19 protein-coding genes and 1 pseudogene are annotated in these 21069 nt (G+C 70.6%); 12 read left to right on the forward strand and 8 right to left on the reverse strand.

The window, feature by feature from the left end; translation table 11 throughout:
* Nucleotides 1-225: 225 nt before the first annotated feature.
* Nucleotides 226-1710, reverse strand: coding sequence for a recombinase family protein (locus tag ACIBZJ_RS30700; protein ID WP_395935740.1), 1485 nt, complete (start codon nt 1708-1710; stop codon nt 226-228).
* 26 nt (nt 1711-1736) lie between these two features.
* Nucleotides 1737-2051 (reverse strand): annotated as a pseudogene (locus ACIBZJ_RS30705) (SAM-dependent methyltransferase); the annotation flags it as partial.
* A gap of 335 nt (nt 2052-2386) precedes the next feature.
* Here ACIBZJ_RS30705 and ACIBZJ_RS30710 point away from each other — a divergent pair.
* Nucleotides 2387-3550 carry a chitinase gene (locus ACIBZJ_RS30710; RefSeq protein WP_395935742.1) on the forward strand — a complete coding sequence of 388 codons (1164 nt, stop codon included), beginning with the start codon at nt 2387-2389 and terminating at the stop codon, nt 3548-3550.
* A gap of 30 nt (nt 3551-3580) precedes the next feature.
* Here the strand turns inward: ACIBZJ_RS30710 and ACIBZJ_RS30715 are convergent, their stop codons facing one another.
* Complete coding sequence (locus tag ACIBZJ_RS30715; protein WP_395935744.1) at nt 3581-4024, reverse strand: hypothetical protein; 444 nt, start codon at nt 4022-4024, stop codon at nt 3581-3583.
* A 357-nt stretch (nt 4025-4381) separates the two neighbouring features.
* Here ACIBZJ_RS30715 and ACIBZJ_RS30720 point away from each other — a divergent pair, with 357 nt between their 5' ends.
* On the forward strand, nt 4382-4828 hold the full coding sequence (locus ACIBZJ_RS30720) for a lamin tail domain-containing protein (protein WP_395935746.1): 447 nt from the start codon (nt 4382-4384) through the stop codon (nt 4826-4828).
* A gap of 56 nt (nt 4829-4884) precedes the next feature.
* On the opposite strand, the gene ACIBZJ_RS30725 is transcribed toward ACIBZJ_RS30720, so the two are convergent.
* Nucleotides 4885-5325, reverse strand: a complete 441-nt coding sequence (locus tag ACIBZJ_RS30725; protein WP_395935748.1) for a hypothetical protein — start codon at nt 5323-5325, stop codon at nt 4885-4887.
* Between the two features lie 3 nt (nt 5326-5328).
* Entirely contained in the window at nt 5329-6276 is a 948-nt protein-coding gene (locus ACIBZJ_RS30730; protein ID WP_395935750.1) for a LysR family transcriptional regulator, read from the reverse strand.
* A 71-nt stretch (nt 6277-6347) separates the two neighbouring features.
* On the opposite strand from ACIBZJ_RS30730, the gene ACIBZJ_RS30735 reads away from it, so the two are divergent.
* Nucleotides 6348-7412, forward strand: coding sequence for a TDT family transporter (locus ACIBZJ_RS30735; RefSeq protein WP_395935752.1), 1065 nt, complete (start codon nt 6348-6350; stop codon nt 7410-7412).
* Here ACIBZJ_RS30735 and ACIBZJ_RS30740 read toward each other — a convergent pair.
* Nucleotides 7326-7754 (reverse strand): YccF domain-containing protein, encoded by a 429-nt coding sequence (locus ACIBZJ_RS30740; protein ID WP_395935754.1) that lies wholly within the window; start codon nt 7752-7754, stop codon nt 7326-7328. The genes ACIBZJ_RS30735 and ACIBZJ_RS30740 overlap by 87 nt on opposite strands.
* A 113-nt stretch (nt 7755-7867) precedes the next feature.
* On the opposite strand from ACIBZJ_RS30740, the gene ACIBZJ_RS30745 reads away from it, so the two are divergent.
* The 8 genes from ACIBZJ_RS30745 (at nt 7868) to ACIBZJ_RS30780 (ending at nt 17407) form a co-directional block, all read left to right on the forward strand.
* On the forward strand, nt 7868-8641 hold the full coding sequence (locus tag ACIBZJ_RS30745) for a glycosyltransferase family 2 protein (protein ID WP_395935756.1): 774 nt from the start codon (nt 7868-7870) through the stop codon (nt 8639-8641).
* Nucleotides 8641-9573 (forward strand): glycosyltransferase family 2 protein, encoded by a 933-nt coding sequence (locus ACIBZJ_RS30750; protein WP_395935758.1) that lies wholly within the window; start codon nt 8641-8643, stop codon nt 9571-9573. The genes ACIBZJ_RS30745 and ACIBZJ_RS30750 overlap by 1 nt, the downstream gene beginning before the upstream one ends.
* A complete protein-coding gene (locus ACIBZJ_RS30755; protein ID WP_395935760.1) occupies nt 9570-10301 on the forward strand; it encodes a polysaccharide deacetylase family protein in 732 nt (243 codons plus the stop codon). Before ACIBZJ_RS30750 ends, ACIBZJ_RS30755 begins: the two co-directional genes overlap by 4 nt.
* Before the next feature lie 10 nt (nt 10302-10311).
* Nucleotides 10312-11643: a glycosyltransferase family 2 protein gene (locus ACIBZJ_RS30760; protein ID WP_395935762.1), complete on the forward strand. Its 1332-nt coding sequence runs from the start codon at nt 10312-10314 to the stop codon at nt 11641-11643.
* A gap of 164 nt (nt 11644-11807) precedes the next feature.
* Nucleotides 11808-12992 (forward strand): hypothetical protein, encoded by a 1185-nt coding sequence (locus ACIBZJ_RS30765; protein ID WP_395935764.1) that lies wholly within the window; start codon nt 11808-11810, stop codon nt 12990-12992.
* Nucleotides 12993-13026: 34 nt separating this feature from the next.
* Nucleotides 13027-14118, forward strand: a complete 1092-nt coding sequence (locus tag ACIBZJ_RS30770) for a hypothetical protein (RefSeq protein WP_395935766.1) — start codon at nt 13027-13029, stop codon at nt 14116-14118.
* A gap of 106 nt (nt 14119-14224) precedes the next feature.
* Nucleotides 14225-15241, forward strand: coding sequence for a UDP-N-acetylmuramate dehydrogenase (locus ACIBZJ_RS30775; RefSeq protein WP_395936270.1), 1017 nt, complete (start codon nt 14225-14227; stop codon nt 15239-15241).
* 12 nt (nt 15242-15253) lie between these two features.
* Complete coding sequence (locus ACIBZJ_RS30780) at nt 15254-17407, forward strand: hypothetical protein (protein WP_395935768.1); 2154 nt, start codon at nt 15254-15256, stop codon at nt 17405-17407.
* Nucleotides 17408-17445: 38 nt separating this feature from the next.
* Here ACIBZJ_RS30780 and ACIBZJ_RS30785 read toward each other — a convergent pair whose 3' ends face one another.
* Nucleotides 17446-18474 (reverse strand): alpha/beta hydrolase-fold protein, encoded by a 1029-nt coding sequence (locus tag ACIBZJ_RS30785; RefSeq protein ID WP_395935770.1) that lies wholly within the window; start codon nt 18472-18474, stop codon nt 17446-17448.
* Nucleotides 18475-18586: 112 nt separating this feature from the next.
* Here ACIBZJ_RS30785 and ACIBZJ_RS30790 point away from each other — a divergent pair, with 112 nt between their 5' ends.
* On the forward strand, nt 18587-19225 hold the full coding sequence (locus ACIBZJ_RS30790; protein ID WP_395935772.1) for a DedA family protein: 639 nt from the start codon (nt 18587-18589) through the stop codon (nt 19223-19225).
* On the opposite strand, the gene ACIBZJ_RS30795 is transcribed toward ACIBZJ_RS30790, so the two are convergent.
* A complete protein-coding gene (locus ACIBZJ_RS30795) occupies nt 19203-21035 on the reverse strand; it encodes a S8 family peptidase (RefSeq protein ID WP_395935774.1) in 1833 nt (610 codons plus the stop codon). The genes ACIBZJ_RS30790 and ACIBZJ_RS30795 overlap by 23 nt on opposite strands.
* Between the last annotated feature and the right edge of the window lie 34 nt (nt 21036-21069).

The following is a 21069-nucleotide window of genomic DNA, read 5'->3' on the forward strand; positions in this document are numbered from 1 at the left end:
CGGAATCCTTCGGGAAACCCGTCGTGATTATCCGGCCCGGTGACCCCGTAAGACTCCCCGATATCCACCGGCACATCCGCGCCGGAAAGATTGTCCTACTGCTACCCGCGACTCAACCCGATCCCCCGCCCGACCCCGTAACCGACTCCTGACACCGGCCGATCCTGACAACGAAGAGGCTCACCCGGACACACCGGGTGAGCCTCTTCGTCCTGCGCGGGGCGTCTACTCCCGGACACGAAAACAGACGCCATTCCCCAGGTCCACAATCCCGTGCGCCCCGTCCCTGTCTGTTCCGGTGGCAGTCGCGTCCGCATCGTCGGCCGCGCCGAATACGACACCCCATTCCCCGTCCTGGCTGGCCAGACTCAAACCCCAGGACGTGCGGACCGCGCGGACCGTGCCGCGCCGCACGGTGTCATCCGCGCCGCCCCACATCTGCGCCACGGTCTGCCCGGTGGGCGCATAGTCGTACCGGTCGGGCACCACCGCGAAACCCTCGATTCGCGCCTTGATCGCCTTGCGTTCCGCTACCAGCGCGTCCAGTGCGTCATCGTCTTCGGTCGCTGACAGCCGGGCCTGTACCTTCCGCAGTTCCGCCTGCATGGCATCCAATTCGTGGGCGTTACCCGCTACCCGCTGGAACGCCAGAATCGGCGAATCATCCGAATCGAAAAACTGGCTGATCGTCTCAATGATCGGCCGCGCGTCGATTCCCGTGAACACGCCACACGCTAAGCGGGTCCTCGCATGCCCGCCGCATCGCAGTTTCGGAGTCCGAGGATTCCCGGCCGGAGTCAAACCCGTATTAACGAACAACTTCCCCGCGCAAGCCGGACAATCGAGAATTCCGGAAATCCAGTTCGAGGGCAACGCGATCGGCCGACCACCCTTATTCCCCCGCGCGTCCGTCGCGTTCGCGGCAAGGATACGGTTGGCCCGCCACCACAGCGCCGAATCAACCACCGCAGAAACCGTGTGTGTCCACGTCTCCGTCTCACCCTGATACGTGTGAGAACACTCCTCCACACCCGTGTGATTCGGCGCGAACACGACCAGCGTCTTTACACTGTTCGGCCACATGTGGTACGACCGGCCGATCGACGCGAGGGACTCACCATTCGCCACCCGCTCATAAATATCGACAACCGCCGCCGGATCCGTGCACACCGCTTGTTTGTTATAACGCTTTCCCTCGGTTCCCCAGAATGCAGGCAGCGGCCCGGTATGCGCGCCGTTCTCCCGCACCACCGACATCCCGCGATACGTCGTGTCCTTCACCACCCGCGACTTCTCCGCATTCGCCTGCTGAAGAACCAGCGTCACCACCCGGCCCGCGAAATCAGTCTTGCCGAACTGCGGCTCGCTCAGCGACAACACGTCCCCGCCCGCCGCCCGGATCGCCAATAGAATCTCCGCTTGCGCGTCCAGATCTTCGCGACGATCCAACCGCGAGGAGTCCGTCACGATCAACATCGACGCGTCCCCGCGCGAGATCCTGCCAATGGCCTCCCGCACCGCCGGTTCCTGCGCCCCGCCGCTGGCCGAATAGCCCTGCAACTCGATCCAGTCCACAATCTGGATCCCACGTTCGGCAGCCGCCGCCTCGATAGACTTCCTCTGCGACAACAGGTCTTGGCTACCCGTACTGACCCGCACCAACGCCAAGCCCAGCGCCGACACCCGACCCTGCTTCGGTAAACCCGTCATCCATGCACACTACCCGAGAACCTCCGGTCGTTGTCGACGTAAACGACGCGCGATTCCGGCGCGATCGACTGGGCGATCTCGTGGGTGTTGTTCGCGGACGGAATGCCGGTGCCGACGTCGAGGAACTGGCGGATGCCGGCCTCTCTGGTCAGATAGGTCACGGCCCGGCGGAGGAATTTGCGGTTCTCCCGGGCGGCCAGCGGAACCGAGGGGAAGCGGCTCGCGATCGCGTCACCGGATTCGCGGTCGGCCGCGAAATTGTCCTTGCCCCCGAGCCAGTAATCGTATCGTCGCGCGGAGTGCACCACTGAGGTGTCGATCTCGACGTTCTCCGAACCCATGGCGCGCGGTGTAACGAGGGTTACATCCCCCGCCGTCCACTCGGGACGCTGGTCGGGGGCCTGATCCGGTTCTGTCAGTTTTTGGGCTATGACAGGGCCGTGCGAATCCTGGATACCAGCCTAATGGCGCCTTAAGGCAATCCGATGTTCCGTTTCCGGGGGACGTTCGCGGTGGCACTGGACCGATAAGGTCACCTCGAATAGACCGCCACACCAGGAGTCATCACCCCGTGCGATCCCCTCTGCCGGGCCGTTCGAAGGCCCAGGTCACCGCGGGCTCGCATAGAGCGAGCAAGGGCAGCCACCGTCACCGCGTCGCCCGATCGAGTAGACGCGTGGCCATTCCCGTCGGACTCGTCCTCGCGTTCGTCCTGACGACCGCGGGCGCGTACGCCGCCGTCGGGTCGCCGTTCGACGGCGGCGGCGAGCACGAACTCGCCGCGGCGTGCCGATCGGACTCCTGCGGCCGGCATGAGCCTTCCACCGAACCGGCGCCGTCGGCCGAGAGCCCGAGGCGGCACCTCCGCCAGTCGCACCCGCCCGCGGGCGTGGGCAAGTCGCCGACGCCGAAGAACACCGTCGGGTCCAACGGCACCGAGTTCGCGCCCTACGTCGACCTGCTGCAGTACCCGGCCGTCGACCTGCTCGCCGTGCGGTCGGCCGGGATCAAGCACCTCAACCTCGCGTTCATCGTCGCGGGTGACGACTGCACACCGTCCTGGGGCGGTTCGACGTCGCTCACCAACGCGTCGATCAAGAGCCGGGTCGCGGCCTACCGCGCGGCCGGTGGATCGGTGCGCATCTCGTTCGGTGGCGAATCGGGCACCGAGCTCGCGTCGGCCTGCTCCTCGGCCGACGAGCTCGCGTCCGCGTACCAGAGCGTGATCGACGCGTTCTCGGTCTCCAAGCTGGACTTCGACGTCGAGGGCGGTGCGCTCTCCGACACCGAGGCGAACGACCGCCGTTCCCGGGCGATCGCGATCTTGCAGCGGACCGCCTCGTCGGCAGGCAAGACGCTGGACGTCTCGGTCACGCTTCCGGTCAACCCGAACGGCCTCACGTCGGGGGGCGTGAGCCTGCTGAACAGTGCGGCGAGCAACGGCGCCACGATCCACGCGGTCAACGTGATGGCGATGGACTTCGGCGAGTCGGCCGCGCCCGACCCGGACGGCAAAATGGGGTACTACGCCATCCAGTCGATGAAGGGCACGCAGTCGCAGGTCAAGAGCGCGTTCGGGCTGTCGTCGTCGGAGGCGTGGTCGCGGGTGGCGGTCACCACGCTGATCGGGGTCAACGAGCCCTCCACCGAGGTCTTCACCGAGTCGGACGCCCGGCAGCTGACCTCGTTCGCGCGGTCGGTGGGGGCGGCCTGGGTGTCGATGTGGCAGATCGCCCGTGACCAGCCGTGCGACGACGGGAACGAGGCGAACGCCACGTCCGACTCCTGCGCGGGCTCCAGCGACACCAAGTACGACTTCGCCAAGGCGTTCCTGGCGTGAGCGCGTAGACCGGTCGCGGACTTCACCGATTCATCCCGACGGCTCGGCACCGGTGGCGGCGACGCCCGCGAGCAGCAGCACCAGCCCGGGTAGCAGCGGTTCCGGCCCCGAGCCTTGCGGCCACACCGGCGCTTCCGGATGGCCGATCAGCCGCGCGACCCGCAGCGCCCGGCGTCCGTGTTCGGCGCCCAGGGCATCGCGCACCCACCGCACGGCGGCGACCGGGTCGGGCGGGGCCGGGCTCTGCCGGAACTCGAGCGCCATGCCGAGTGCGACGGCCTCACCGACGAGCACCGAGTCTCCGGGGCAGAGGTCGAACACCGACGAGCGTTCGCGCTCGAGCAGGCGGGAATCGACGTCGTACGCCGGGCGTGCGGATCGGCCGGAGAGAATCGCGCCGAGGGCCGTCAGGAGCACCTGCTGGGCCGCGGGCTCGAAGTCGAGCGGCGCCCCCTCGAATTCGTCGTATTCCATCGGATTTTCCTTGTTGTCGGCAATAAGGACCCCCGAATCGGGCGTAATCGGAATTGCCACCGCCCGGCTCGGCTGACGCCGATGGGTGCGGTGCGCGCGGGCTCTGCGCTTGGCTTGCTGCCGCTTTCGGCGGCCCGGCTGATTCGGCATTTCTCGCGACCCTCCACTCCGTACGAACGGCCATCGGGTTCGCGGTTGACGCTAGAAAGCCGTCCGGCCGAATTCGCGTCGTCCACAGGAACAGAAGATTCCGAAATCACTCTGTGGATTTGTGCGGTCGCAATCGGCGTTTGTACAGTCGGCGCCCCTGGCCGAGGATTCGGCCGCGCTGCACTTCGACGATGAGGGGCACTCAGAATGCTGCGCTTACTTCTGGCATCGGTCACGGCGGCGGTGGCCGCCGTGGTTCTGCTACCGGCCGCACCGGCGTCCGCGGCTCCGGTGGTGTCGTTCACCCGGGCCTTCTACGACTCGCCGGGCTCGGACACCCGCACCAACGCCAGCCTGAACGCCGAGTACGTGACGTTGAAGAACACGTCGAAGGCGGCCGTGAACCTCTCGCGCTGGACCGTGCGCGACAAGGCCAACCACGTCTACACGTTCACCGGCACCGTGACGCTGAAGCCGGGCGCGACGCTCTGGCTGCACACCGGGCACGGGAAGAACACCGCGAGCCACCGGTACTGGAACTCCGGCAACTACATCTGGAACAACACCGGTGATGCCGCGTACCTGCGCAACGCGGCCGGCAAGCAGATCGACGCGTGCAGTTGGGGGAGGGGCAGCGGTTCCGTCCCCTGCTGAGGACACTGAAACGAAAGAGGTGGCCGCCCCGGGGACTCCCCGCCCGGGGCGGTTGTCTACGCGAAGGCAGCGAGGCGCTGCGCGGCCCAGCCGTCGATCGCGCGGTCGGTCACCGAGCGGTGGTACAGCCCGAGGCTGGTGACGCCGGTGACCGCTACGGTCAGCGCCGTGAGGAGGCTGAAACCACCCAGCCCGGAGAGCTGCTGCAGCGTTCCGACGAGTGGGTCGGTGGCCAGGCGGCTCATCGCGTACAGCTCCGCGGCCGCCACCCCGGCGCCCAGCGCTGCCGTCACCGACCAGTGCATGCGCTCGGCCCGGGAACGGACCCACCGCACCCAGCGCCAGGCCGAGTACCCGGAGAGCGCGCCCGAGAGGCCGAGAAACGTGACCGCGACGCCGCCGAGACCGGCGCCGACCGGTAAGAACGTGGTGACCAGGGCAAGCGTGAGAACGATCGCGACGGCGGCGACGGCTGTCGAGAGACCGAGTTCCCACACGAGTTACATCCTTGTCGTTCCACCCGGCCGAGGCAACCGGGCGATCGCATAGAGATCCCGGGCGGGACCGGAGAGTTGCCGTCCGGTCGGCCACACCGCGCGGAGCTGCCGTCGCAACGCGAGCGGCGGTTCCCCCGGCTCCGGACGCACGGCCACCTCGACCAGGGTCCCGTTGCCGAGTTCGCCGGCGATCGCCAGCGAACTGAGCACCGCCGGCCCGCTGCCCGCGGCCACCGCGTGCTTGATCGCGGTCGTGGACGAGAGCTCCAGCAACGGCGGCGCGATCTCGGAGACGCCGGCGGCGAGCAGCGCGCTCTCCAACGCACGCCGGGTGCCCGAGCTCGCCTCCCGCGACACCAGCGACGTCGCGGCGAGCTCTGCGGCGGTGACGCCACGGCGGCGGCTCCACGGGTGTCCCGGAGCGACGATCACCGTGAGCCGGTCGGAGTGGACGCGTTCCGCGTGCAGGCCGGCCGGCACGTCCGGCCCCTCGACGAAACCCAGGTCGGCCTCGCCCGCGAGCACCCGCCGGGCCACGTCGGCCGAGTTCATCGCATCGAGCGTGACGCCGATCGCGGGATGGGCGGCACGGACCGCGACCAGCCAGCCCGGCAGCAGGTACTCGGCCACGGTCTGGCTGGCGGCAACCCGCAGCGTGCCGTCGTGCACCTCCCGCAAAGCGCCGGCGCCGGCCGCCAGCGCCTCGGCCGCCTCGATCGCGGTGCGGGCCCAGTCGGCGACGAGTGCACCCTCGCCGGTGAGCGTCGAACCGCGCGGAGTCCGGTTGAGCAGCGCGATGCCGAGGCGCCGTTCCAGCTGACGCAGGCGGGCCGACGCCGCGGGCTGAGACACGCCGTGCTCGCGCGCGGCCTGGCCGACGCTACCCAGCCGCGCGACCGAGAGCAGCAGGTCGAAGCTGCCGAGGTCGGCGAAGAGCGGGGCGAGAGGCATAAGCGCAGCCTATGAGTTCAGCGACGATCGCCGTCTACCGGGCTGCCCCGGTACGCCGGACGCTGAGAACCATGACCGTGCTCGACCGTCCCGCCGTCCGCCCGCTGGTACCGACTCGCACCGGCGTCACTCCCAACTGGTTCGCCGCGGTCATGGGCACGGGCATCGTCGCGATCTCGGCGGCCGGTCTGCCCGTCGACGTTCCCGGGCTCCGGGGCCTCGCGCGGCTGATCTGGGCGTCCGCCGCCCTTCTGCTCCTCGCGTTCTGTGTGGCGTCCGGATGGCAGTGGAGGAGGTCGGCCACCCACCTGGCGGACCCGGTCATGATGCAGTTTTACGGCGCGCCACCGATGGCGCTGATGACGGTCGGCGGCGGGACCCTGCTGCTCGGGTCCGACTGGATCGGAATCCACGCGGCCGTCGCCGTCGACCTGGCCCTCTGGACGCTCGGCACGGTCGGCGGCCTCGTCACCGCTGTCGCGATCCCGTACCTGATGATCACCCGGCAACAGCAGGCCCCGGCCTTCGGCGGCTGGCTGATGCCGGTGGTCCCGCCGATGGTGTCGGCGGCCAACGGCGCGCTGCTGGCCGAGCATTTGCACAGCGAGGACCTGAAGCGTTTCTGCGTCGCGCTCTTCGGCGCCGGCCTCGTCGCGGCCCTGCTCACGATCGCGCACTTGTGGGGGCGCCTGCTCACCCAGCCGCCCACCCCGGCCCGGCTGGTCCCGACGCTCTGGATCGTGCTCGGCCCGCTCGGCCAGTCGATCACCGCCGCGCACCTGTTGATGAACGACGGCGGCGTCGCCTACGGCCTGCCGGTCTGGGGTTTCGCGATGCTCTGGCTCGCGCTCGTGGCGGCGCTGACGGTCCGGGAGCGCATTCCGTTCGGCCTGCCCTGGTGGAGCTTCACGTTCCCGCTGGGAACTGTCGTGACCGGCACCACCGGGCTGGCCGTCCGCACGGGTTCCCCCACGCTGACGGCCGCCGCGGTGCTGCTGTTCGGGCTGCTCGCCGCGTTGTGGCTCACGGTCGCGGCCCGAACCGTCAACTCAGTGCTGCCGCGCAGGCGTCCGGTGGACCGGCGCCGCCACCAGACGGTCGCTGTCGACGATCTCTCGGCCGAACGGCACCAGTGAGATCGGGATCAGCTTGAGGTTGGCCCAGGCCATCGGGGCCCCGATGATCGTCACGGCCAGCGCGGCTGCGGTGAACAGGTGCCCCAGCGCGAGCCACCAGCCCGCCACGACGAACCAGATGACGTTCAGGAATCCGGCGCCGACGCCGGCACTCGGCTTCCGGATCATCTCGCGGCCGAACGGCCAGAGGACGTACCCCGCGATCCGGAACGAGGCGACGCCGAACGGGATCGTGACGATCAGCAGGCAGCAGATCAGGCCTGCGACGACGTAGCCGATCGCCAGCCAGAAGCCGGCGAAGACCAGCCAGATGATGTTGAGCAGAAGGCGTATGGCGCTCATATCCCAAGTGTTCCTCACGGGAGCAATGTGTCCGCCGCCACAAATGCCCGAAGTATCAGGGACAACCCTGACCCGCTCTCCCTTCGTGACACCACGACGCCGGGAGGGCGAGGATGTTCCAGACGCATCGCACGGTCACGGTCGTCATCCCGACGATGAACGAGGCTCGTAACGTCCCGGTCGTTCTCGCTGCCTTGCCGTACTTCGTCACCGAGGTCGTCCTGGTCGACGCCGGCTCGGTCGACGGCACCGTCGAGGCCGCGTTAGCCGTGCGCCCCGACGCCCGGGTGATCGGTCAGACCCGCCGCGGCAAGGGCAACGCGCTCGCGACCGGCTTCGAGGCTGCCACCGGCGACTACGTGGTCATGATCGACGCCGACGGCTCGATGGATCCGGCCGAGATCGAGCGCTATCTGGCCGAGCTCGACCAGGGCGCCGACTACGTCAAAGGCAGCCGGTTCGTGGCCGGCGGCGGCAGCGACGACATCAGCCCGCTGCGCCGGGCCGGCAACCGGGGCCTGAACGCGCTGACCAACCTCCTGTTCTGGACCCGCTACTCCGACCTCTGCTACGGCTACAACGCGTTCCGCCGGTCCGCGATCCCGGCCTTCGGACTTCCGCCGGCCCACGCGGCCGAACCCCGCTGGGGTGACGGCTTCGAGGTCGAAACCCTGATCAATATCCGGGTCGCCCGCGCCGATCTGGTCATCACCGAGGTGCCCAGCTTCGAGTCCGACCGCCTGCACGGCGAGAGCAACCTCCGCACGTTCCGCGACGGCTGGCGCGTCCTGGTGACGATCCTGCGTGAGCGGTTCGGCCCGGCTCAGGTCTCCACGCCGGCCGCCGATGCTCCGGTCGTGAACCCCCTCTTCGAACCCGCGGTGTGATGAACGCGCCGGTCACGGTCGGCGTCGCCTGCTACTCCGAGGCGCGCTGGAACCTGCTGATCGAGACGATCGCGTCCGTGCGGTCGCAGGACCACCCGCACCGGATCGTGGTCTCGGTCGACCACAACCGCCCGCTCTTCGAGCGCCTGCGCAACCACTACGGCGACGAGATCGAGGTCGTCGAGAACCGATTCCAGCGCGGGGCCTCCGGGTCGCGCAACACGATCGGCCTGGCCGCGACCACGCCGCTGATCGCGTTTCTGGACGACGACACGTACGCCGAGCCGGGCTGGCTGGCCGCGCTGGTCTCCGCGATGTGCGGGCCGGCCGAAGTCGTCGGTGCCGGTGGCCGGATCCTGCCGGTCTGGCACCGGGCCGAGCCCCGCTGGTTCCCGGGCGAGTTCGGCTGGGTGATCGGTGCCACGTTGCCGGAGACCGGCGCGGACCCGCGGCCGGCCCGCAACGTCTGGGCCGCCAGCATGATCGTCCGCCGCGAGGTGTTCGTGGCGGTCGGCGGCTTCAACCCCGACTTCGGCAAGGTCGGCGACGTCTCCGAGCCCGAGGACACCGAGCTCTGCCTCCGGATGGCCCGGACGGCTCCCGGCGCGTACTGGCTGCACGTCCCGGCCGCGGTGATCCGCCACCACGTCCCGGCCGAGCGGTCGAGCGTCGGGTTCTTCCTGCGCCGTTGCTGGCTGGAGGGCCGCGGCAAGGCGGGCCTCGCCGCGCTCGGCCGGAACTCGTCCGACCGCGCGGCCGCGCTCTCCGAGGAGAGCAGCTACCTGCGCCGGGTGCTGCCCCGCGGCCTGCGCGCCTACCTGCGTCAGGGCGACGCTCGGGGGCTGGCCAGAGCGGGCATGGTGGTGGCCGGGGTGGCTTCCACCGGGCTCGGATTCGCGCTGCAACTGGCCCGGGTGGGGCTGGCCCGGTGAGCCCGCTCCCGATCCTCATGTACCACGGGATCACGTCGGGACCCGACCCGCTGGCGGTGCCGGTAGACGACTTCCGGGACCAGGTCGGCGCGCTGACCGCCGACGGCTGGGAGCTGCTCGGGCTCACCGAGGCGCTGTCCGCGAAGGCCGCCGATCCGGATCGCCCGGTCGTCGCGCTGACGTTCGACGACGGGTACACCGACTTCCTCACCGCGGCCTCGGTGCTGGCCGAGTTCGGGGCCCGGGCCACGCTCTACGTCCCGACCGGCACGGTCGGCACGGTCGGATACCTCGGCTGGGACCAGGTCGCCGGGCTGGCCGCGGCCGGCCTCGAGATCGGCAGCCACTCGCGCTCGCACCGGCCGATGGACGTGCTGGCCCCCGACGTGCTGGCGACCGAGCTGGCCGGCAGCCGGGCCGAGCTGGTCGGCCGCCTCGGCGTGCCGGTGCGCTCGTTCTGCTACCCGCACGGCTACACGTCACGGCGGGTGCGCCGGGCGGTCGCGGACGCCGGCTACGCCAACGCCTGTGTGATCGGGCGTCGCCTGGCCCGCCCCGGCGACGACCGCTTCGCGCTGCCCCGCCTGCAGCCCACGCCGGGTGCCGACGTCCGATCGCTGGTCGCCACCGGCGAGCCGGGCCTGACCCCGGTAGCCAAGCGAGCCCTGCGACCGGCCTGGCGGGGCGCACGACTCGTCGCCGCCCGCCTGGGCCACCAGCTCACCTGAGAGGCAGCAGATGTCCCGCATCCCCGGCGTCGTGCTGGACGTCGAGTTGTCCGCGCCGCTGCCCGCCGTGCACACCTTCGACACGCTCGGGCACCGGCGGGATTCGGTCTGGGTGATCGCCCGGCTGTTCACGGAGCCGGTCGCGATGGTGACGCTCGACCTTCCGGACGACGACCTGGCTCCGGAGGCGCTGCTCGCCGGGATCGTCGCCGGCGCCCGGGACGCGATCGGGGCCCGGCTCGCGCTGGTCGGGCTCACGATTGCCGACCTGACCCCCGACGGCCTCGCGCTCACCGCCCTCATCCGGACGCCGCCGTTCCTGGCCGGCCGGGCCCGCGCACTGGAACTCGCGCCGCCGGTCACCGTCGTGATCTGCACCCGCGAGCACCCGGACGCCCTGCGCGACTGCCTGGTCAGCCTCACCGACCAGGACGTCGACCGCTTCGACGTGCTGGTCGTCGACAACGCGCCGACCAGTGCCCGGACCCGGCACACCGTCGACGAGTTCGCGCCCCGGCTGGCGATCCGGTACGTCGTCGAGCCGCGGCCCGGCCTCTCGCGCGCGCGGAACGCCGCGATCGCCGCGCTGTCGCACGAGCCCGGTGAGCGGATCGTCGCCTGGACCGACGACGACGTCCGGGCCGACCCGCACTGGATCTCCGAGATCGTCCGCGCGTTCGTCGAGAACCCGGCCGCCGCGGCGGTGTCCGGCGCGGTCGTCCCGGCCGAGCTCCGCACCGACGCCCAAGTCTGGTTCGAGCAGTTCGGCGGCCACAGCAAGGGCCGCGGGTTCGTCGCCGACGAGTTCGGGCCGCTGAGCCGGCAGAGTCCGCTGTACCCGCTGCCGGCGTTCGGCGTCGGCGCGAACATGGCGTTCCGGCTCGCCGCGCTGCGCAAGCTCGGCGGCTTCGACGAGGCGCTCGGCGCCGGTAGCCCAGCCCAGGGTGGAGAAGACACGCTGGTGTTCAGCCGTCTGCTGCACGGCGGCGCGACGACGCTGTACCGGCCGTCGGCGCTGGTCCGGCACGTGCACCGGGCCGATCTCGACGGACTGCGCACGCAGCTGGCCGGTTACGGCGCCGGCTTGACCGCGTTCTACGCCGCGCTGGTGCGGGCCGAGCCGCGCGTCCTGGCCGAGCTGATCCGGCTCGTTCCCCGGGCGATCAAGGACCTCACGAGCGCCGGCAGCATCCGGGTCGGCACGGTGAAGAGCGACTTCCCACGGGAGCTGTTCGCGGCCAACCGCCGGGGCTTGCTGGCCGGGCCTTGGCGCTACTTCCGTGGGCGTCGGTCCCGGCCGGAAGTGAAGGCGCCGGCCCGTGCCCCGGTCAGCCTCCGATGACGCTCACCCCCGCCGCTGTCGCCCGCGCCGCGGGCGCGCCCGCTACGGCTGTGCCGGCTACGGCTGCGCCGGCTCGATCGGCGGGCGGGCGTCATGCCGCGAAGCGCGTACGTCCCGCGTCCGGATGGAAGTCGTCGGCGGTGCTGCGGCAGGCGTCCGCATTGATGTCTTCGACGGTGCTGGCGTCGGCGCTGAACATGATGTTCTGGGTGGCCGCCGCCCGGCTGTACCCGACCGAGGCGGTCGGGCACGGCAACGCGACGGTCTCGGCCATCGCCCTGGTGAGCGGGATCGCCCAGCTCAACCTGCTCTCGGTCTTCGTGCGGTTCCTCCCCCGGGCCGGACACCGGACCACTCGGTTCCTGGCCTCCGGCTACGCCGGAATCCTGACCGCGTCGGTGGTCTTCGGCGCCGGCTACCTGCTGCTGGGCCTCGGGTCCGGATTCGGCCTGGGACGCTGGGACGCGCTCGGATTCGTCCTGGCGGTCGCGGTCTACGCGCTCTTCTACGTGCAGGACGGGATCCTGACGACGTTCCAGCGCGCCGGTGGGGTCGTGGTGAAGCACGTCGCGACGTCGGGCGCGAAGCTCGTGCTGCTGCTCGGGCTGGTCGCGACCGGCTCGCGGCTGGGCATCGCGGCGGCCTGGTGCCTCCCGGCGGCGGTCGCGGTGGTGGTCGTGACGTTCGTGATCTTCGCGCGGCTCGCCCCTCGCGCGGCCGGTGAGTCTCGGCTGCCGGGGCCCCGGGTGCTGGGCAATTTCGTGGCTGCCGAGTACGTCAACAACCTGGTCGGGAACGTCGTGACGCTGGTTCCGCCGGTGCTCGTGCTGCACCTGTCCGGGTCGGTGGCGAACGCGTACTTCGCGGTGCCGTGGCTGATCGTCGTGACGCTGCAGACGCTGGTCTGGAACATCGTGATGTCGTTCCTGTCGCAGGCCGGGCACGACCCGTCGGGGGTCGCACACCACCTGCGCCGGACCGTGGGGCTGGTGGCGGCGGTGGCGGGAGCGGGCACTGGCGGGCTGGTCCTGCTGGGGCCGTTCCTGCTGCTCGTGCAGGGCGGCGCGTTCGCCGACGGCGGCGGGACGCTGCTGCGGGTGGCCGCGGTCAGCTTCCCGTTCACGGCGGTGGTGATCGTCTACTCCGGGCTGGCCATGCTGGAGGGTCGGCTCTGGCCGGTGGTGCTGGTGCAGGCCTGTTCCGCGGTGTTGTTCCTGGTCGCCGCGGTCGTCCTGCTGCCGGAACTGGGCCTGCCCGGCGTGGGCTGGGCGTACGCCGGTGCCCAGGCGCTGGCGGCGCTCGCGCTGCTGCCGAGCCTTCGTGCGAGGTTGCGGAGGCTATCCTCGTGAGGTGAGCACGCTTCTGGCAGCCCGACCATACGAAGTGGCATCCGAACGGGCCGCGGAGGTGTTCTCGATCGCGGAGGCGTGGCTGCTCAGCGACGCGATGACGGAGTTGATCGAGTTGTTCGGCGGCTCAGCGCCGGCCGAGGACTCGTGGCTGCATCTCGACGAGGAGTTGCCCGCCTGGGTGGCGGCGCCCTCAGTGCCAGGCCTTTCGTCCGGGCAGCTCGAGCTGGTCCGCCGGACGCTGGCGATCGAGCGGAGCGTTGCCGACGACTTCAACTTCCGGGGTGATCCCGGCGGCGTGTACAGGGAGCGTTCGCAGGCCCGCGCCGCGGATTTCAGCCCCGAGGTGCGGGAACGGGTGCTGGCGCTCGCCACCAGGCTGGGCCTGGTCGGCACCGGCCGGCCGCGGAACCGGGAGTACGACCGGACCCTGGTGCTCGGCGGCGGGTACAGGTCACCGCTGTTGCGAGCCCGGTTCGCGGCGCAACTCGCGCACGACGGTGTCGAACTGGGGGAGCTGAGCTTCCTCGGGAGCCCTCGGTTCATGACGGCGGATCCGCCGGAGCAGCCGGCCGCGGACACCTACGCGCCCGGTGCCACCGACGAGTTCGACCTGATGGTGGGCGCCGCGCAATCCGAGTTCGGCCTGCACCCCGACGCGGTCGTTTTCCTCTGCGGCTGCGTGTCCGACGCCGAGCGGTGTCCCCGCGGGCGTAGCACCGAAGACACCCCACCCGCGTTCACGCACGAGCGTCGCGTCGACCTGCTCGACGCCTCCGGAGCCGTACGGGCGCGCGCGTTCTCGGCCCGCACCGGCCGTCCGCCGCACCGCCCGCAGACGTCCGACACGTTCGACCTCTGGGCCCGCTGGGCCGACCCGCGAGCCGGCGACCGGCTGCTGATCGTGACGACGAAGGTGTTCGTCCCGTTCCAGGCGTTCGACGGGCTGAGACTCCTGTACCTGCCGTACGGGGTGGATCTGGACGTGGTGGGGTTCGGTACGGAGTGGGGCGACCGCCCCCAGACAGCGGAGTACCTCCTCCAAGAGACGCTCTCCGGCATCCGATCGGCCCGTCGCCTATTGGTCGAAGCGGCGGAGACGATAACCGGCATCGGCTCGCACTGACGAGTGAGCGGATGCAACTCCTGTTTCAATTCCACTCGCTGAGAGCAATTGTGTAAGGCGCCACCACGAGCGCGCGCAACGCCGCGAGGTAAGGTGACACGGTCTCATACCACCCCGAGGTTGGATCGCTTTGTCCGTAACGTTTTCCGACCTCACTACCATGCGTGTGGGCGGCCCGGTCGGAGAGTTGCACGTCCCCACATCCACCGACGAGTTCGTCGGAACCGTCCGTGATGCCGGCCGCGAGGCGCTGATCATCGGCGGCGGCTCGAACCTCATCGTCGGCGACGAGGGCTGGCCCGGTCCGGTCATCAAGATCGCTTCGGGCGAAATCACGGTCAACGGCGGCCTGGTCACCGCAGCGGCGGGCGTGGAGTGGGACCGCCTGGTCGAGCTCACGATCAACGAAGGCCTGGCCGGCCTGGAGTGTCTGTCCGGCATCCCGGGCCTGGTCGGCGGCACCCCGATCCAGAACGTCGGCGCGTACGGGGCGCTCACGTCCGAGGTCCTCGAGAGCGTCACCGTGTTCGACCGGGAAACCGGCGCCCTGGAGAACTGGCCCACCGAGCGCCTCGGTTTCGGCAGCCACCGCCAGTCCGTTTTCAAACACAGCGACCGCTGGGCCGTTGTTGACGTCACGTACCGGCTGCGGCCGGGCAAACAATCCGATCCGATCCGCTATGCGGGTCTGGCGTCCGCGTTGGATCTGGAAATCGGGGGCACCGCAGACACCTCTGACGTCCGCGAATCGGTGATCGCGATTCGCCGTCAGCGCGGAATGGTGCTTGATGCCGCCGATCACGACACCTGGAGTGTCGGCTCGTTCTTCATCAATCCGGTTCTGACGCAGGTGCCCGACGAGGCCAAGGAATGCCCGCAATTCCCTGACGTCAAGGGCACCAAGCTGGCGGCCGGATGGCTCGTGCACAACGCCGGCTTCGCACCGGGTTATCGGCGCGGGAACGTGGGGCTCTCCACTCGGCACGCGCTCGCGGTGACGAACCGGGGCGGCGCCACCACGTCGGAGGTCATGGAGTTCGCCGCGCACATCCGTGAGGGTGTCGAGCGCGCGTTCAAGGTTCGACTCGGCCCGGAGTGCGACCTGGTGAACTGTTTGTTCTAAGTATCCGGCAAAATGGGACGTATGGTCCTGCTGCCGTCCAGGTCGACCGAGCGGACCGAGGGCGACGCCCGGCCCGCCGACCCGCGGCTGGCCCTCGTCGCCCTGCTCCTGGCGGTCGCCGGGGCCGCGGCCATGCTGATCCCGGCCGGCCCGGCGCGGCTGATGCTGCTGCTGGCGTTCACCACCGCCGGCCCGGGCGCGGCCATCGTCAGCCACCTCCGGATCGGCGACCGCGTCCTCGCGGCCGCGTTGACCGTCACGTTCAGCGCGTCGCTGTCCTCGCTGGTCGCGACCGTGATGGTCTGGACCGGGCGCTGGCACCCGACGTCGGCCACGGCCGGGCTGATCGCCCTCGTCGCCGTCGTCGCGCTCGTCGGCCTCCGTCGTGCGGACGGCATCGAGGTCCGGCTGCCGGTCTCCGTCCCCGCCGCCCCGGCTTCCGGCCGGGGGCACCCGGCGCTGACCCCGGCCCTGCTCACGGTGGCCGTCACGCTCTGGCTGGTCACCGTTCTGCGGGCGGACGCCGGGCAGATCGGGCCGTACGGATTGACCAGGGGGCTCGGCGTCCCGTTCGTATTCGCGCTGCTGCTGGTGGGCGTGGCGTGCGGGGTCGAGCTGTTCGGACGGGCGCGGGTGCTGGTGCTCCTGGCCGGTGTCGGGGCGTTGGCGCTGATCATGTGGGGCACCGCCCCGCTGCTGCTCCCCGTGCCCGAGTACGCCTGGACGTACAAGCACCTCGGCGTGGTCGAGTTCATCCAGCAGCGCGGCACGGTGCTCGACTCCGACGACATCTACCAGCAGTGGCCGGGGTTCTTCGCCGCCGCCGCGCAGTTGTCGACGGTGGCCGGGGTGCCCGCGATCCGGTTCGCGTCGTGGTCGACGCTCTACTTCGGCCTGCTGGACGCGGTGCTGGTCGCCGCCGTCGTCCGCGGGCTGACCCGGAACCCGCGGACCGCGTTCCTCGCCGTGCTGCTGTTCGAGTGCTGCCTCTGGGTCGACCAGAACTACTTCTCGCCGCAGGCTTTCGCCTACGCGCTGAGCCTCGGGTTCTTCGCGCTGGTGATGCACGGATGCCGGGGATTGCCCGCGCTGCGTGCGGCCGGTCGGGTGAACCGGATGCGGGCGTGGCTGGTACGGGACGCGCCGGCGGTGCGCGACCGGCCGCGGTGGCCACTGCTGGTCGTCGTCGTGGTGGTGTTCGCCGCGATCACCGCCGCCCACCAGCTGACGCCGTACCTGCTGCTGTTCGGCGTCGGGGTGCTGACCGTCCTCGGGCTGATCCGGCCGCACTGGCTGTTCGTGTTGCTGGCGGTGGTGGCCGGTGGATACCTCCTGCCTCGCCTGGGCGGCGTGAGCAGTCAGTACCACCTGTTCGACGGCTTCGACCTGTTCAAGAACGCGTCCGGCAACGCCGAGGGCTGGGGCAGCTCCGCGCAACGGTTCTCGGCGCTGGTGGCCCGGGTGCTGGCGCTCGTGGTGTGGGCGTCGGCGCTGGCCGTGGGGGTGCTGTTCCGCCGCCGGCTCGGCCGGGTGCTCATCCCGCTGGTGCTCGGGTTCACGCCGTTCCTGGTGCTGTTGCTGCAGAACTACGGCGGAGAGGCGATCTACCGGGTGTTCTTGTTCTCCCTGCCGTGGTGCGTGATGTTGATGGCGTCGTGGTGGGCCCGGACCTCCCGCGGTCTCGTTTCCGGCTTGGCCTTCACCGTGCTGGCGCTGGCCGGCCTGCAGGGACTGCAGGGGCAGTTCGCACTGCACGTCGTCCCGCCCGCGGACGTCCGCGCGGCCAGGTACCTGGAGGCGAACGCCCCGGCCGGCTCGACGATGGCACTGGTCGCCCCGGCGTTCCCGGCCCGGCTGACCGCGAACTACGACCAGCTCAACCCGGGCCGCAGCGTCGACCCGTCGATCACCGACGAGCCGACGTTCCACCACCTCGTCCTGGACGCGGGCGAGTTGCCCGCGATCGAGGAGTGGGCGGCGTCGTTCGGCGGCACCGAGACGTTCCTGGTGGTCACCGGTCAGATGGCGAAGACCGCGGAATACTTCGGCTATCTCCCGTCCGGTTCGGTCGCGGCGCTGCGCTCGGCCTTGGACGACTCGGCCCGGTGGTCCACCTACTACCGCCGGGCCGACGTCACGATCTACCGCCTCGAGCCCCCCGACTAGCCGCGGGGCCGTCCACCGCGCGAGGGCAAGGGCGTGCTCTATCGCTCCAGGCGGTGGGCGAGCCAGGTCAGGGCTTGCGGGTACCGGTAGTCGATGCCCGCGTGGCCGGAGTTGAAGAGCTCGAAGTGCACCCGATCGTCGGGAACACCGATCCGGGTCAGGCCCGCGCGGAACGCGGTCGCGCCGACGTCCAGGTACCACTCGTCCCTCGTCCCGGCGTCGATCCAGATCGCCCGCTGCGACCGCAGCGCGTCCGCGTACCGGTCGACCATCCGCACCGGATCCCAGTCGAGCCAGCGCTGCCACCGCTCGGGCACCAGCTCGCCGGTCACCGGGTCGAACGGCAGCCGCACGGTCCCGTCCGGATCGGCCGAGAAGCAGGCCGCGCACCCGAGCAGGATCAGCAGCGTGCCGTCGCCCTCGGCGCTGAACGCCGGACGTGACCGGAAGTCCTCCCACCAGCGGAAGATGTCTCCGTCGTAGGCCCGCAGGTACCGCACAGCCTTCGCGAACTCGGGCACGTACGCGTACTCGTAGAGCGCGTCGCCCGCGTGCGTCGCCAGCGCCCCGAACACGTCGGGCCGCAGCATCGGGGTGATCATCGCCCCGAACCCGCCCGACGACTTCCCACTGATCGCCCGCGACGCCGGCTGCGCCAGCGTCCGGTACCGCGCGTCGACCCACGGCACGACTTCGTCCACCAGGTACGAGTGGTACGGCCCGGTCCCGGGCGAGTCGACGAACTGCGAGCCGCCGTACGCGGTCCACGCGTCCACGTAGACCACGATGCAGCCGGGTGCCTCGCCCGACGCGAACACCGCGTCGGCGGTCTCCGGGAACGGCTGCTTGTACGCCGAGCGGTTGGCCCACATCGACAGATGACCGGTGTAGCCCTGGATCACGTACACCGCCGGCCACCGCGTCCCGGGCCGCGCGGAGTACTCCGGCGGCGTGTAGACCCAGATCGGCCGCTCGTGTGGATCACCCAGGGGATTACCCCGGAGCAGCGTTGACCCGATCGTCTCCCGATGCAGCTGACCGGCCATTTCGGCGTCCCAGGGAAGCATGTCCCCAGCCAACCACGCACGCCGATAAGTCCGGGTAGATCCCTGACGAAAGGCAGTGTTTTCGCTGCCAGGCTCCTTCTAGCGTCGGCCCCCCGAACCGAGGAGCGCACCTGTGCTGAGCGACGTCCTGGACTGGCTCCAGTCCCTGCCCCCGGCCGCTGTCCTGTTGGCGGCCGGTCTGCTCGTGCTCGGCGAGTGCACTCTCGGTCTCGGACTGATCGTCCCGGGCGAATCCGGCCTGCTCGTCGCCTCGACCACGGTTTCCGACGCCCCGCGCTTCCTCGCGCTCTGGGGAATCGTGACCGCTGCCGCGATCCTCGGCGACTCGATCGGCTACGCGATCGGCCGCCGCTACGGCCCCCGGCTGCGGGAGACGAAGCTGGTCCGCCGCTACGGCGCCGGTCTCTGGGACCGCTCCGCCGACCGGTTGCGACGCCACGGTGCCTGGGCGGTGTTCTTCGTGCGGTTCCTCCCCGCGATCCGAGCCCTGACCCCGGCCGCGGCCGGCAGCGCCGGACTCGAACTGCGCCGCTTCCTGCCCGCCGTCGTGCTCGGTGCGGCCGGCTGGTCGGCCCTCCACATCGGCCTCGGCGTCGCGCTCGGCTCGGCCGCGCGCCACGTCGAGAAGTACCTCAGCACCGGCGGTCTGATCGTCGTCGGCCTGCTCGCCGCCGTTCTGGTCATCCTGCTCGTCCGGACGCTCCGCCGCGGTCGGAGCGCCGCGGACCTCACGCGGGAGGGAGCTCGCTGACGGCCTTGACCAGGCCCGGGACCGAGATGCGTCCGAACCCGTACCGGGGATCCCACGCCCCGCCGGCCGGCGGATCGCTGCGCGCGGCCGAGATCACCAGCTCGCGGATCTCGTCGATCGTCAGCGAGCGCTTCTCGCGGGCGGCTTCGGCCAGCAGATTCGCGACCGCACCGGTCACCGCCGGGCCGGCCATGCTCGTCCCGGACTTCCTGGTGACGCCGCTGACCGACTGCGAGTGCGCGGCGACGACCTTGTGGCCGGGCGCGGAGACCTCGGGCTTCTGCCGCCCGTCCCGGGTCGGACCCGCGCTGGAGAACTCCGACAGCGGCGTTGCCGGGTCGTGGGCATCGTAGGAACCGACCACGATCGACTTGTGCCCGCACGAGATCGACCCGATCGTGTGCGAGGAGTCGAGCGGCTGGTCGAACCGGGACTGACCCCGGTCGTCCCGCTCGAGCCAGGCGTGGAACGGCACCTCGGCACCGGTCAGGCTGGTCAGCCGTAAGACCCAGCGCCCGGTGAAACCCTGGGCCAGGAACACGCCGATCGTGTTGTCGCCGTTGTTCGGTTCGTGCTGCCGGTTCGCCGCGAACACCACCCGTTCGCCGTCGATCGCCGCGGTGCCGCTCTGCCCCGGGTCCAACCGGCCCAGGAGCCGGGGCCGCGGGCCGGGCGTGAGCACCTCCAGCCGCAGCGCCGCCGACCCGGGGTACCAGAGCTCGAATTCGTTCTCGGTCGGGTCGCCGGACGCGATGTTCCAGCCCACGTCGAGATGGCCGGTGGCCGGTACCGTCCCGGCGGCGTGGATGCCGTCCTCGAACGAGTTCGAGGCCGCGAGGCAGACGGCCCGGTTCGGCGCCTGGGTCAGCAGCCGGTCGATGCCCTGCTCCACCGGGGACGTACCGTCGTGCGGACCGCCGTTCGTCCCCAGGCTGATGTTGACGACGCAGGGCGTCTCTCCGGCTCGCCCGAAGATGAACTCGAGCGCCTCGAGCAGCTGCACGGAGTCGCCGAACGCGCTGCCGACGACGTCGGCACCCTGTACCGCGAAGTCGGTGCCGGCCAGGTCGACGAAGATCAGATCCGCCTCGGGCGCCACACCGGGCGTCCCGGTGCCGCGGCCGTTCCCGGCGGCGATGTCCATGACGTGAGTGCCGTGCGAGGAGTCCGCGGGTTCGTACCCCAGGGCCTGGTAGGGGTCGTCGGTCGCCAGTGCGGCATCGATCTCGGCCTGCTCGTGCACGGTGCCGTACGAGTGGCCGTCGTCCACGGTGAAGCGCTGGAAGTTCTGGTCCCAGAGCGCGAGCAGCCGGGTCGTGCCGCCCGCCGTCCGGAAGTTCCGGTGGACGAAGTCGCCGCCGGAGTCGACGATGCCGACGATCACACCTTCTCCGCCGGTCCACTGTCCCTCCGACAGCGCCTCCGGCCGCGCGCCGATCTCCTCGGTGGTCGCGCCGAGCTGCGGGCTGAGCCGCTGAGCCGCTTTCAGCGAGACGACGAAGTCCTGCCGGCGAGCGTGGTCGAGCTGGGCGATCGGTATCCGCGCGGTGAGGATGACCGTGCCGTCCTCGGCCCGGTCACCGATCTGCACTCCGGGCCGGACGCCCGGTATCGCCTCGAACGCCGCCTTGTCGGACACCTTGGCGATCACGGCCACTTCGTTGGTGTTCGTGGAAACCGTCGCCGGCTTGGTCCCGCCTTCCTGACGAAGGGCGACCAGCCGCTGGAGTCGGGGGTCCATCGGGACCGGCCCGGCGCCGCCGGGCCCGTCGAGGGGGGTGAACGTGGGGGGTTCGTTCTCAGGAGACATGCCTGAGAACGATCCGCCTGCCGTTCACCCCCGG

This window comes from Cryptosporangium sp. NPDC051539 (assembly GCF_044454545.1).
Classification (GTDB): Bacteria; Actinomycetota; Actinomycetes; order Mycobacteriales; family Cryptosporangiaceae; genus Cryptosporangium.

Bases quoted from the DNA above. Each gene is read 5' to 3' on its own strand.
- ACIBZJ_RS30700 (WP_395935740.1), bottom strand. From the start codon at position 1,710: ATGACGGGTTTACCGAAGCAGGGTCGGGTGTCGGCGCTGGGCTTGGCG.
- ACIBZJ_RS30715 (WP_395935744.1), bottom strand. From the start codon at position 4,024: ATGGAATACGACGAATTCGAGGGGGCGCCGCTCGACTTCGAGCCCGCG.
- ACIBZJ_RS30720 (WP_395935746.1), top strand. From the start codon at position 4,382: ATGCTGCGCTTACTTCTGGCATCGGTCACGGCGGCGGTGGCCGCCGTG.
- ACIBZJ_RS30730 (WP_395935750.1), bottom strand. From the start codon at position 6,276: ATGCCTCTCGCCCCGCTCTTCGCCGACCTCGGCAGCTTCGACCTGCTG.
- ACIBZJ_RS30735 (WP_395935752.1), top strand. From the start codon at position 6,348: ATGACCGTGCTCGACCGTCCCGCCGTCCGCCCGCTGGTACCGACTCGC.
- ACIBZJ_RS30740 (WP_395935754.1), bottom strand. From the start codon at position 7,754: ATGAGCGCCATACGCCTTCTGCTCAACATCATCTGGCTGGTCTTCGCC.
- ACIBZJ_RS30745 (WP_395935756.1), top strand. From the start codon at position 7,868: ATGTTCCAGACGCATCGCACGGTCACGGTCGTCATCCCGACGATGAAC.
- ACIBZJ_RS30750 (WP_395935758.1), top strand. From the start codon at position 8,641: ATGAACGCGCCGGTCACGGTCGGCGTCGCCTGCTACTCCGAGGCGCGC.
- ACIBZJ_RS30760 (WP_395935762.1), top strand. From the start codon at position 10,312: ATGTCCCGCATCCCCGGCGTCGTGCTGGACGTCGAGTTGTCCGCGCCG.
- ACIBZJ_RS30765 (WP_395935764.1), top strand. From the start codon at position 11,808: ATGTCTTCGACGGTGCTGGCGTCGGCGCTGAACATGATGTTCTGGGTG.
- ACIBZJ_RS30780 (WP_395935768.1), top strand. From the start codon at position 15,254: ATGGGACGTATGGTCCTGCTGCCGTCCAGGTCGACCGAGCGGACCGAG.
- ACIBZJ_RS30785 (WP_395935770.1), bottom strand. From the start codon at position 18,474: ATGCTTCCCTGGGACGCCGAAATGGCCGGTCAGCTGCATCGGGAGACG.
- ACIBZJ_RS30795 (WP_395935774.1), bottom strand. From the start codon at position 21,035: ATGTCTCCTGAGAACGAACCCCCCACGTTCACCCCCCTCGACGGGCCC.